Annotated in this window: 9 protein-coding genes; 6 read left to right on the plus strand and 3 right to left on the minus strand. The window is 51.7% G+C overall.

Going from position 1 to position 12,932, the window contains the following annotated elements; genetic code table 11:
• Window positions 1-6 precede the first annotated feature (6 nt).
• The 6 genes from BMW71_RS00795 (at window position 7) to BMW71_RS00820 (ending at window position 10,301) form a co-directional block, all read left to right on the plus strand.
• On the plus strand, window positions 7-1,524 hold the full coding sequence (locus BMW71_RS00795; protein WP_092168131.1) for a sulfatase family protein: 1,518 nt from the start codon (window positions 7-9) through the stop codon (window positions 1,522-1,524).
• Window positions 1,525-1,597: 73 nt separating this feature from the next.
• A complete protein-coding gene (locus BMW71_RS00800; protein WP_092168134.1) occupies window positions 1,598-3,172 on the plus strand; it encodes a sulfatase family protein in 1,575 nt (524 codons plus the stop codon).
• 126 nt (window positions 3,173-3,298) lie between these two features.
• Window positions 3,299-4,615, plus strand: coding sequence for a sulfatase family protein (locus tag BMW71_RS00805; RefSeq protein WP_177179546.1), 1,317 nt, complete (start codon window positions 3,299-3,301; stop codon window positions 4,613-4,615).
• Window positions 4,612-6,168 (plus strand): sulfatase family protein, encoded by a 1,557-nt coding sequence (locus tag BMW71_RS00810; protein WP_092168138.1) that lies wholly within the window; start codon window positions 4,612-4,614, stop codon window positions 6,166-6,168. The genes BMW71_RS00805 and BMW71_RS00810 overlap by 4 nt, the downstream gene beginning before the upstream one ends.
• 159 nt (window positions 6,169-6,327) lie before the next feature.
• Entirely contained in the window at window positions 6,328-8,175 is a 1,848-nt protein-coding gene (locus tag BMW71_RS00815; RefSeq protein ID WP_092168140.1) for a 3-keto-alpha-glucoside-1,2-lyase-like domain-containing protein, read from the plus strand.
• A 44-nt stretch (window positions 8,176-8,219) separates the two neighbouring features.
• Window positions 8,220-10,301 carry a plastocyanin/azurin family copper-binding protein gene (locus BMW71_RS00820; RefSeq protein WP_244891033.1) on the plus strand — a complete coding sequence of 694 codons (2,082 nt, stop codon included), beginning with the start codon at window positions 8,220-8,222 and terminating at the stop codon, window positions 10,299-10,301.
• 29 nt (window positions 10,302-10,330) lie between these two features.
• On the opposite strand, the gene BMW71_RS00825 is transcribed toward BMW71_RS00820, so the two are convergent.
• From BMW71_RS00825 to BMW71_RS00840, 3 genes are all read right to left on the minus strand, one after another.
• Window positions 10,331-11,257 carry a DUF5996 family protein gene (locus BMW71_RS00825; RefSeq protein ID WP_092168143.1) on the minus strand — a complete coding sequence of 309 codons (927 nt, stop codon included), beginning with the start codon at window positions 11,255-11,257 and terminating at the stop codon, window positions 10,331-10,333.
• Window positions 11,258-11,326: 69 nt separating this feature from the next.
• Complete coding sequence (locus tag BMW71_RS00830; RefSeq protein WP_092168146.1) at window positions 11,327-11,539, minus strand: (4Fe-4S)-binding protein; 213 nt, start codon at window positions 11,537-11,539, stop codon at window positions 11,327-11,329.
• 882 nt (window positions 11,540-12,421) lie between these two features.
• Entirely contained in the window at window positions 12,422-12,649 is a 228-nt protein-coding gene (locus BMW71_RS00840; protein WP_092168152.1) for a hypothetical protein, read from the minus strand.
• Window positions 12,650-12,932: the final 283 nt, after the last annotated feature.

Consider the following 12,932-nt stretch of genomic DNA (forward strand, 5'->3'; position numbering starts at 1 on the left):
GATACGATGGCAAGCAAGACCGTTCACCACCACTTATCAAGCGAGGCGTATAGGCGGCGCTGCATTTACCTTACCGGTTTTTTGTATGTCTGGGTTTTTCTTTCTCTGGGCTGTGCGTCCAAAACCCCAGAGAAAAAGCCCAACATCATCTACATCCTCGCGGACCAGTGGCGGGCCTCTGCCACAGGCTATGCCGGCGATCCAAACGTGCGGACGCCTCACCTGGATCAATTGGCGCGAGCAAGCATCAATTTCGAAAACGCCGTTTCGGTAATTCCCGTTTGCACCCCGTACCGTGCCTCGCTGATGACCGGGCGCTATCCCACCTCCACCGGCATGTTTTTAAACGACCTGCACCTGCCCTTGAGTGAATACGGCCTGGGAGATGTGCTGGCAGATAGGGGTTATACCACTGCCTACATTGGAAAATGGCACCTGGATGGGCAGGGTCGTCATGCCTATATTCCTCCGGACAGGCGGCGGGGTTTTGCCTACTGGAAAGCGGCCGAGTGCGATCACGACTACAATCAATCCCACTATTACACCGGTAATTCCCCGGAAAAGCAATTTTGGGAAGGCTACGATGTGTATGCGCAGACTGCCGACGCGCAGGAATACATTGCCGGGCAGTTGGAAAACGACAAGCCATTTGCCCTGTTTCTTTCGTACGGTACCCCACATTTTCCCCACCATACAGCACCGCAGGAGTTGCAACAACATTACCCACCGGCGGATATCCTCCTTCCGGCAAACGTGCCCGAATCCATGGCCGAGCAGGTAAAGAAAGAAGCGCAGGGCTACTATGCGCACTGCGAGGCCTTGGACCAAAGCATTGGCGAATTGCTGGCTTACCTGGACGGGTTGGGCATCCGGGACGAAACGCTGCTTGTCTTTACGTCCGACCACGGGGAGATGCTTGGAGCACATGGAGTCCGACCCAAGGCCAAACAAGTGCCACTCGCGGAGTCCGCCCGGATTCCCTTGTTGCTTCACTACCCTCTGCTGCACGGAAAAACGGGAAGGAGGGTGCAAACCCCCATTACCACACCCGACATTTTTCCCACGCTGTTTGGGCTGCTGGACTTACCCATCCCGGAAAGCTACGAAGGAGACGATCTATCTGAAATATTGACCGAAAATTCCGAAAGAGAAGGTCATGCCGTGCTGTACATGCAGCTGGCTCCCTGGGGCGTAGCCGGTCCCTACGGAAGGGAATACCGGGCGGTGAAAACCGCGCAATACACCTATGTTCGTTCCCTGGACGGTCCCTGGTTGCTGTTTGACGATCAGAAGGATCCCTTGCAACTGAATAACCTTATTGAGGAACCTGCCTATGGAGCCATTGTCAGTCAATTGGATGAACAGTTATGGGCACTATTGGGCAAACGGGGCGATGCCTTCCACCCGGCGCAATGGTACCTCGATCGCTGGCAATTAAAACCCGGCGACCATGGAAGCATTCCCTACGACAAAGAAGGAACCGTTCCTCCCCAATCACCGCGCCTTCGTAAAGATGCTTCCTGAGTTTTTTACACCAAAAAGCCGGCCTTGGAAAAATCTTTACTATATTAAACGCCTTGAAAAAATAAGAACATCCATGAAAAAAATCCTACTACCCTTTTTTGTTTTGTGTTACCTGTTGGTATCCTGTCAGGAGGCCGAGGTGGCGCCACGTCCCAATATCCTGTTTATCATGTCCGATGATCATTCGCAGCGGGCCATTCATGCCTACGGCCAGGGCTTATTGGACAAGGTGTATTTTCCAAACATGGAAAGACTGGCCCGCGAGGGAGCACTTTTCAAGCGTAGTTTTGTCACCAATTCCATTTGCGCGCCTAGCCGGGCGGTATTGCTTACCGGAAAATACAGCCACCTGAATGGAAAGGTGGACAATGTGTTACCATTTAACTGGGACCAACTGACGTATCCCAAATTGTTGCAGGAGGCAGGCTACGCAACGGCACTTATCGGAAAAATTCACCTGGCGGGAAAGCCTCAGGGATACGATTATTCCCTGACCCTACCCGGACAGGGGAGCTATTACAATCCGGATTTCATCAAAAATGGGGAGGAAAAGGTGTCTTTTGAAGGGCATTGCGAGGCCCTGATCCCGGAATTTGTCGTGGATTGGCTGGAGAAGGATTGGGACAAGACCAAGCCTTTTGCCATCAACTACCACACCAAGGCCCCGCACCGCAACTGGATGGCCGAAGAAAAGTACCTGGATTACCTGGAGGACGAGGAGTTCGCCTTTCCCGACAACTTTTTCGATGACTATGCCGGGAGAGGTACGGCAGCGCGTGAACAGGAAATGGAAATCGTTGACAACATGTACTGGGGTTGGGACATGAAGTTTGAAGCCAACCCTTTTACCGGGGAACCCAGCCGGCTCGCGGCTCCTTTTGGACGCATGACGGAGGAACAAATGGCCGCCTGGAATGCGGTCTATGGTCCCAAAAACGAAGCCTTCCTACAGGAAAAACCCACCGGCGAAGCCCTGGCAAAATTCAAGTACCACCGCTACTTACGGGACTACCTCAAAGTAATCAAATCGGTGGATGATGGCATCGGGAAAGTGTTGGATTACCTGGAAGCAAACCACTTACTGGACAATACCATCGTCGTGTATACCTCCGATCAGGGATTCTACCTGGGGGAACACGGCTGGTACGACAAACGCTTCATGTACGAGCAATCGTTAAGCACACCGCTATTGGTGCGCTACCCAAGGGAAATCAACCCCGGGACCGTTGTTGAAGACATGGTGGTGAACGTGGATCACGCGCCCACTCTGCTGGACTACGCCGGCGTGGAAAAACCTGCCGAAATGCAGGGGGAATCCTGGCGTGCCCTTGCGGCGGGTGAGGATGTTCCCTGGCGGGATGCCATGTACTACCACTATTACGAATACCCAGGTCCCCATAGTGTAAAACGGCATTACGGAGTCCGCACGGATCGCTACAAGTTGATCCATTTCTACCACGACATCGATGAATGGGAACTATACGATCTGGAAGCCGATCCGAACGAAATGAACAGTGTATACGGCGACCCGAACTACGCAGAGGTGCAAGAGGCGCTGCACAGCCGATTGGAAGAACTACGGGAGCAATACGGGGATTCCGATGCGTTGAACCAGCAGTTTATCGAGCAAAGTCTTTCCAAAAACTAGTTGTTACAACTAATGAAATATTGCCAGCCAATTGCCTTCCCATTTCCTGGATTAATGGGCCTTGCCTTTCTCCTTTTTGCTTCAATTTGTTCGAGCTGTAGTTCGGAGGAAACGGATGGCGCGGGGATGGCCTCCAAAAAACCAAACATTCTTTTTATCCTGACCGACGATCAGCGGTGGGATGCCTTGGGTTTTGCCGGGAATGAGATTATCCATACGCCGCACATGGATGCATTGGCTGGCGAGGGTTTGTATTTCGATAATGCCTTTGTGACCACGGCCATCTGTGCGGCTAGCCGTGCTTCCCTTTTCACCGGCTTGTACGAACGAACCCACGATTTCACCTTTGGGAAACCGCCCCTGCAGGATGCCTACATGCGGCAGAGTTATCCCTGGCTCCTCAAAAATGCCGGCTACCGCACCGGATTTATCGGTAAATTTGGGGTGAAGGTCAATGCGGGAATCGAAGATTCACTCTTCCATCACATGGATAAAACCTCCTGGCCTTACCTCAGGGAAGTGGCAGGTAAGGAGGCGCACCTGGCAGATATCAATGGGGATCGGGCGGTTGAATTTATCCAAACTGCCGGAGACCAGCCATTTTGCCTTTCCCTTTCCTTTTGGTCGCCTCATGCGGATGATGGCGCGGAAGAGCAATATTTTTGGCCGGAGTACGTGGATCACCTGTACCGGGATGTGACCATTCCCATTCCACCCACCGCGGACCCGTCCTTTTATGACAGCTTGCCGGGGTTTCTACAAAATACCATGAACCGGGAACGGTGGTTTTGGCGCTACGACAGCCCGGAAAAGTACCAGAAAATGGTGAAAGGATATTACCGGATGATCAGCACGGTGGACACCGTACTGGGCAGAATCCGGCGCACGCTGGAGAAAGAAGGGCTTGCCGACAATACGGTGATCGTTTTTATGGGGGACAACGGGTATTTTATGGGAGAACGGGGTTATGCCGGAAAATGGCTCTTGCACGAGCCTTCCATTCGGGTGCCTCTCATCGTGTACGATCCCCGACAACCGGAAAACAAGCGCGGGAAACGGTATGCGCAGCCTGTACTGAACGTGGATGTAACGCCTACCATTCTTTCCCTGGCCGGAGTGCAGATTCCGGATAGCTATGCCGGCCGCAGCCTGACGGAATTTTACGAGCGCGCTCCTGCAGATTGGCGCTCCGGTATCTTTCTCGAACACCGCCTGGAAAACAACGAGAAATTGCTAAAAACAGAAGGGTATCGGGACGAAGCGTTTAAATTTATCCGGTACGACGACAGCGATCTGATCGAATTGTACCACCACAAAACAGATGTTCACGAAGTCAATAATCTCGCGACAGATGAACGGTATGCGGAGATCGTCACCCACTATTCCAATACCTGCGATTCAATTATACAACAACTCATGCACGAACGCGTCATCAACCCATGATAGCCCTCCTAAAAATTACCCAGGCAGTGTCAGCCTGGTGTATCGTTTTGCCGGTGCTGGCAGGAGCAACACTTTCCTGCCAACGGGACACCAAAACTACCGCGCCCAATGTGGTCATCATTTATGCGGATGACATGGGCTATGGCGACCTTGCCATCCAAAACCCGGATTCAAAAATTCCCACGCCTCATCTCGACCAACTGGCTTCTGAAGGGATGCGTTTTACCAATGCGCACAGTTCCTCCGGTATTTGTTCGCCTAGCCGGTATGCCTTGCTGACAGGAACGTACCATTGGAGACGTCAACACGGGATTGTGGGTGCTTTCGGTCCACCGTTTTTTAACGATGGAGATATTACCCTTCCACAGGTACTTCAGGAGCGGGGCTATGCCACGGCATGCATTGGCAAATGGCATTTGGGCTGGAACTGGAATTTTACGAATCCTCCTTCCGGGAAAGTTACCCAATGGGGAAGGGAGGTATCGTATTATTTACCGAATGATGTCAGCTGGGACCAACCGGTCACTGGAGGCCCCACCGATCGGGGTTTTGAATACTATTTTGGGGATGGCACCATCAATTTCCCGCCTTACGCCTGGATGGAAAATGACCGCTTGCTAACGGTTCCGACGGAAGTCATGGACATTCAGGATATCGGCTACGAAACAAAGGAAGGCAACTGGGAATTTCGCCCCGGTCCCAAAGTGCCGGGATGGAATCCCTACGAGGTGCTACCGACGCTATCCGAAAAAGTAGTGGAATGGATCGGCAGTCAGACCGAAGATAAACCCTTCTTTCTCTATTTTCCCCTACCTTCTCCGCATGCGCCAATTATTCCCAACGATGAATTTGACGGCAAGTCCCAGGCGGGCGCCTATGGGGATTTCATGTACCAGACCGATTGGGTCGTGGGGCAGTTGATGCAAGCAATTCGGGACAAGGGATGGGAAGAAAACACGATTGTTATTTTCAGTTCGGATAATGGTCCGGAGCGGTACGCGTTTGATCGGGGGGAAAAACACGGGCATTTCAGTATGGGGCCCTTGCGCGGGCTGAAACGGGATATTTGGGAAGGGGGACACCGGGTTCCCTTTGTTATCAGATGGCCGGGAAAAATTCCGGCGGGAACCGTTTCTGACAAGCTGGTTTCCCAGCTAGATATCATGGCAACCCTGGCGGATTTGACGGGAACCGCGCTCCCAGAGGGAGCGGCCCCGGATAGTCACCATTTCCTGCCCGAATTACGTACCCGTCCGGAGCAGTTTCCGCAACGAGACTGGTTGATTCACAACACGATGGCCAACCGATGGGCGGTTCGACAAGGGGAGTGGTTGTACATCAACGACAGCACTGGCCAACATTCAGCGATGCCCGAATCCTTTTCAAAATTGCGGAGCTACGAGACCTTTGCCACGCCGGGCTTGTTGTTTAACCTGGCCGTGGATCCCGAACAGCGCGTGAATCAGTACGCGCTAAAGCCCGAATTGGTAGAAAGCATGGATCGGCTGATTTCGGAAGCCAAAGCCGGTGGGTATTTGATAAAAGATGATTGAAGCCAGTCAAATAAAACCTTCGATGCCTATCCTTTTTGGCGGAAGGGGTGCGGAAAGGTCATTTTCCTGCCGGATAGCAGCCGATACGTAGGTTGAGCCGGACAGCTTTTCCCAAGGAGGTGAATGAATACGTAGCAAACAATAAAGAAAAAAATACCTATGCTCATTTTTGTATACGTTAGAAAACTGCTTTTGCCCTTGCTGCTGGTGGTTTCGTGCAGGCTTTCTGCACAGGAGGTGATCGTTTTCGATGACTTGACGGATTTTGGTGACATTCCATCCACCTGGAAGGAGGTAGGGGAGGTATTGGCCGACTGGGAACAGGCGGATTTTTTGTCGACGCTTCCGGGATCCGGAATACTCGTTAACCCGCCGAAGCCGGACAACGGGCCGCACCTCGTTTCCGACTTTGTCCACGGAGACCTGACCCTGGAACTGGAGTTTATGGTCCCCAAGGGCTCCAATTCGGGCGTTTACCTGCAGGGACGGTACGAGATTCAGATTTTTGATAGCTGGGGAAAAGCCCATCCCACATCCGGAGATGCCGGAGGAATTTACCAACGCTGGAATGACGAAAAAAAACAGGGATTCGAAGGAAAAGCTCCCCGGACCAATGCTACCCGGGCTCCCGGTCTCTGGCAACGGTTAAAAATTGATTTTGAAGCACCGCGCTTCGATGCGGCAGGAAATAAAGTATCGAATGCGAAATTCAATCAGGTATTTTTAAATGGGGTTTTGGTGCACGAAAACGTGGAGGTGACCGGGCCTACCCGATCCGCCATGTTTGAAGACGAACAGCCACTGGGTCCCTTGATGATTCAGGGAGACCACGGTCCGGTGGCCATCCGAAATATACGGTACCAGCCTTTTGGACAGCCGGCGCCTGAAATTCGAGATTTGACTTATGCGTATTATAAAGGCAAATTTCCCTCTGAGGCTGATTTCAAGGAGGGCGATCCGGAGGAAAGGGGCGACTTGCAAAAAATAACCTGGGACCTGGGCCATGGGGTGCTCGATTTTGCCTACGTGTATTCCGGTACGCTGGAGATTGAAAAAGCCGGCGATTACACCTTTTCCCTGGCGGCTTTCGGGAAGACCAGTTTGTACATCGATGGAGAAAATATCATCGCAGACGGGACGCAATTTCCCGCGGATTCTCCCAGGAGTGGTACCCGGTACCTGCCCGTGGGGCCGGTTTCGTTTACCCTGGTTTTCTACAAGAACAATTACCCTGGCCGTAGTCCCCAGCTCGGGGTATTTGTGGAAGGGCCAGGAATCCGAAAAAGTCCCTTGCACGAAGCGAATTCCTACGTTGAGCACCTGATACAGAAGCCGGTTTACCTGGAACCCGCCCAGGAGCCCTTACTTACACGAGGGTTTTTTGAGCACGGAGGGGAGAAAAAAACACACACGGTGGCGGTGGGCGAACCCTCTGGGATAAGTTATGCCTACGATCTGGAGCAAGGCGCACTGTTGAGCCTATGGCGGGGCGAATACCTGGATGCCTCGCCCATGTGGAGGCAGCGGGGGCAATCGCAGTTGATGCTTCCTTTGGGAGCCATGGTCAACCTGGCAGCGGGACCCGCTATTGCTGCGCTTCCCGCCGCGGATAGTCCCTGGCCGGATTCGCTCGGCAGCGATCAACTGCGTATACAGGGGTACGCACTAAACCGGGACCGAAGGCCCACCTTTAAGTACCTGCTTGAGGGGCTAGCCGTGGAGGATTTTTTTGAACCAGAGCTCGATGGTAAATTATTAACCCGAACGATTCGGTACTCCAATCCGGAAAAACGGTCGGACCTATGGGCGCGCATTGTCGCTGCTGGGACTCTTGCAGAGGTAGGTGAAGGCCTCTATTCGGTAAACCAGGGCCAGTTTTACCTACATGTGGCTAAAGGCAGCCCTGGTAAGGTCGTTTTGCGGGAAACCGAATCCGGTCAGGAATTGCTGGTTTCACTCGCAGCGGATGCGAATAGCAATAGTCTGGTCTACAGTTATATTTGGTGAATGCGAAAAAAGGAATGGAACGTCAATTGGTAGCAAAACAGGATATGAACATACAAGACAAAGGCAAGGAAAAATTGCGCTGCAAAATAAGCGGTGGCTTCCAAAAATTCCAGGTATACGGATGGTTCTTACTCGGAATGGTTTCACTGGGTTTGCAAGCGCAGCAAACAGCGGAAACCAGAGAGGTCGCTGCGAGGGAAGCGGATTATTACAGCATTGTAGACATTCCTATTCCCGATGGCATCGAGTTGGAAGTAGGCGGCATGACCCTTACACCAGATGGGAGTCTGGGCATTGCCACGCGACGGGGGGAAATCTGGCTGGTGGAAAATCCGTACATGACCGGCACGCGCATTCCCCGGTTTAGCCAGTTCGCGGCCGGATTGCACGAGCCCTTGGGCCTGGCCTATCACCGGGGCAGTTTTTATGCCTCCCAGCGCTCCGAGTTGACTAAAATGACCGATCGAAACGGAGACGGCCGTGCCGACAGCTTCGAGACGGTAGTTTCCTGGCCTTTGTCGGGGAATTACCACGAATATTCCTACGGCCCTTTGTTTACGCCTGAAGGCAACATGCTGGTGGCCCTAAACCTGGGATGGATCGGTCACGGTGCGAGTCTGGCAAAATGGCGGGGTTGGATGCTCAGCGTCTCGCCCGATGGCACCATGCTGCCCCTTGCCACGGGGATGCGATCTCCGGCCGGTATGGGCTACAATGCGGAAGGAGACGTGTTTTATGCGGAAAATCAGGGGGATTGGGTAGGATCCGGCCGGATTACTCATGTGGAAAAAGGGGATTTTGTAGGAAATCCGGAAGGCTTGAAATGGACGCACCTGCCAGAATCGCCGGTATCCCTAAAGCCGGAGGATATTCCCGATACCGGATCGCCCATGGCAAAGGTGGCAGCCGATATCCCGGGGTTCAAAACCCCCGCTGTTTGGCTTCCCCATGGGCTCATGGGGATTTCCACCTCGGATATCGTAACGGATAAAACGGCTGGAGGCTTTGGGCCGTTTGCCGGGCAACTGTTTGTGGGCGACCAGGGCCATAGCAAGATCGTGCGGGTCTACCTGGAAAAAGTAAACGGGGTGTACCAGGGAGTGGCCTTTCCGTTTCGGGAGGGTTTTTCTTCCGGGGTTTTGCGCATGGTATGGGGAACGGATGCTTCCCTGTTTGTGGGGATGACCAGCCGGGGCTGGAGTGCTACCGGAAAGGCTCCTTTTGGTCTGCAAAAACTGAGCTGGACCGGAAAAATGCCCTTTGAGATAAAAACGGTAAACGCCCAACCGGATGGATTTGAACTGGAGTTTACCGAACCCGTAGCGCCTGCCATTGCCGGGAATACGGAGTCTTACAACGTATCCAGCTTTACCTATAAGTACCACCACAATTACGGTAGCCCGGTTATCGAATTGGAAGAGCTTGCCGTAAAGGCGGCACTTGTTGCCGGGGACGGTCTTCGTGTACGATTGGTGGTGGAAGGTCTGAAGGAGGGATACATCCACGAAATCAATGCAGCAGGTGTTCAGTCTGGTTCGGGCCGTGATTTGTTGCATGCTGTCGGCTATTACACACTGAATCAAATTCCGGAGGGCGAAAAAGTGGCTTTATCTGAGATCGATTCATCCACTCCGAATCCCCATGCTGCCCATGGGCAACCAACTGCCCTGCGTACGAACGAAACGGTTGTTGGTGTGCCTGCATCCGTTACCGGGAAGCGAACGACGACCATGCCCGTCTCCTGGTCCAATGGGCCGGATCAAACCGTTGTCCTGGGAACGCTACCAGGCTTGAAATACGATCGGGAGCTCATTGAAGTAAAGGCAGGCAGCAAGGTGCAAATCACCTTCAATAACAACGACGACATGCTGCACAACCTGGTGCTTGTTCAACCGGGCACAGCGATCGAAGTGGGGGAGCTGGCGTTAAATTTGGGCTTAGAGGGCTCCCAAAAAAATTACATCCCCGATTCCGAAAAGGTACTGTTCCACACGAATATCCTCTCTCCTGAGACTTCAGAGACCATTTACTTCGAAGCACCGACGGTACCCGGGGACTACATGTATGTCTGTACCTTTCCCGGGCATGCGTACGTGATGCAGGGGGTTTTTCGGGTTAGCAACTAAAAAAGCCAAGGGACTGGATGAGACTTTGCTTATGTGGTGGCTCGTTCCAATTCTCCCCTGTTCCAATGCGACGTTACAGCAGCCGCTTCATAGGTGCTTTGCAGAAAATCCATAAGCAGGGCTTCGGGATTCGATGCTTGCCGTACGTCCTCGTATTTCAGTATAAACTCGCCCATTTCCACGCTGTAAAACGCTTCATTTGGCCGGATTTTCTGTTCGCTGAAGAGCGGACTTACCGGATAGGCATAGGAATAAAAAATCGGTTCCGGAAAATTGGCAGAACCGGGCCAGAAGCCGGCACTACTCACTTCTTTGGAATAGGCTTCCTGCATGACGTCTAGGGGCATGTTTGGCGCCCCTCCCGGGTGTAGGGGAGCAGGTCTTCCGGAAAAGCGGGTAACGGCCAGGTCAAAGGCCCCCCAAAACAGGTGCACGGGACTACATTTGCCAACAAATTCGCTGCGGAAAAGCGTGAACACCTGCTGTGCCTTGCTCATGGCCTGCCACAGCTTCTGCGCTGCCTCGGGTTTATAGGTACGATTTACAGTATTCTCCTGAAAGGGAATGGCTGTTTCCAGTTCGTTGGGACGCCCGTGAATGGCCACCTGTATTTGCAGCTGTGCGAGTTTTTCAAACAATTCCGCATAAAAATCGGCTACGGTCATGGAGCGTAGTTCCATCCGCAGTGTTTCGCCGTGTGCGCAGGCGATAAGAAGTTGGTGCTGCCGAAAATCAAAATCAATTTGGAAAAAGCCACCTCGATAGGGGATGGCCTGGGTGCTAAAGCCATGTGGGCTTAGGTAGAGCGTGCTATGCCAGGAATGGTTTTGCCAGGGCATGGTTCGCAGGCGTATTTTGCCCACAATCTGAATCCACTGATGCAGCGTTTCCAGGGTATCGTGGATTTCCGGGAAATGCAGGACGGGCCAGGGAATGAAGTTTTCGTTTGAATTCATGGGGTAGGATTTGTCGTTGATCTTCCTAAATTCAATGGGCTGTTACGCATGAAACCAGAGGAACGGCCATTAGGCTTTTTTGTTGAGAGAATAGCTCAATGCGCCCGAAGGACAGGCCGAAACCTGTGCTTTGAGCGCTTCTGTGCTGGCATTTTCAATGGCAATCCAGGGACTGGCCTTTGGGTTGTATACCTGGGGAAGCGTTTTTACACAGATTCCGGCGTGTTTGCACAAATTGGGTTTCCAATGGATCGTGATGTCTTCGTTCGAATAGTCTTTCATGATAGAATAGGGTTAAAGACAAATATGGTTTCTTTTTTGCTTCCACGCATTCATCTAGATTAATAAATCACTGATCGAGCACATTTGTCTGCTATTTTCGCAGCCGCCATCCGCTCGCGTATCGCTGTACCGGTAGGTAGCCTTCGGTCGTTTCTTAGGGAGCCGATTCGCTGTTTTTTCGGGTCTCCCGGTGTGCCCTTAATTGGATGAGCTAATGAAATCGAGCCTGCCTACCGGACAGGCAGGCATGTGGCAACTTAGAGACAATTATAAACACATGAAATCGAGCATGACGAAAACGTCACACAGTGTGATGATTATCAATCATGCGAGATTCCATCTGACCGCTGAAAAAAAATATAAACAGATGAAACATAGCGTTAAAAGCTTGTTCGTCCAAGCCGGGATATAAAAGTCAGCTAAATAAATTCAGGATGCTTTTTTTTGGCACTGCCAAACACCCCATCCCTGGCCTCAAAAAATTCCCTGGCCGATCAACCGAGTCCGGATTGGAGCCAGCACGGAGCCCGGCTGCATGTTAACTTACTGCCTTTTCGGGTAACAGTTATGCCGGTTGCTGTTGTTTTTGAGTGGTTGGTTTTCCTTCTAAACAAAGGGTAGTTGTCTCCCAAAGAAAGCCGGGAAAGAGTCCTACGTTTATGTGGGGAACTGGCTGCCCGAAGGACGATTAAGGGGTAATTGTATAAGGGCTTGGTTAGGAATAAGAAAGGTGCGCAGAGAAATTATACGTATTACCTTATCTTAAGAAAAGCTATCGGTACTTCCTTAGATAAGGAGAAAAATTTATAGTTGGATTAATTCTAAATACCAACACAAAAGAAACGCTACAGTCTATTTTATAACCATAGCGTTTACCTTTTCTTAGGCGGTTGCAAATTGATTACAGCCAAAACCGGCTCCGGTAATAAATTCTATTGACTTGGCATTCTGGTCAATAGGTCGGCCGTCGTTTAACACCGGGATGATGTAATCCGGGTCCATTTTTGACTCCAGGTGACTTAACTTATTGCACTCACCGTAATTCTCCTTGTTGGCAACTACGGGCGCCGTTGGCTCCCAATGGTTGCAATTCGAACAAACTTTTTCCATAGCTTTTTATCGTTAGTTACCCTCAATATACTAGTTATCTAAGGAAATGTTTCTTATCGGCTATATAAATAGCTAGTTTGTAATTAAACTAAATTAAAAAGACTGGTTGCTTTGTTGTTTTAATGGAAATAGGCAGGATTTTGGAAAGATCTTGCGCCCGGGATTTAATGCCTACCGGGCCAATAAATCGGAGTCCCCGAAGTACGCGGTCTCGGTTGGCTACAGGGCTTCCGAAGGGACACCAATAACGCTGTTCTGCGGTGGGGATCGTCTCTGGGTATCC

This window comes from Cyclobacterium xiamenense (assembly GCF_900109255.1).
In the GTDB taxonomy this organism is placed as follows: Bacteria; Bacteroidota; Bacteroidia; order Cytophagales; family Cyclobacteriaceae; genus Cyclobacterium; species Cyclobacterium xiamenense.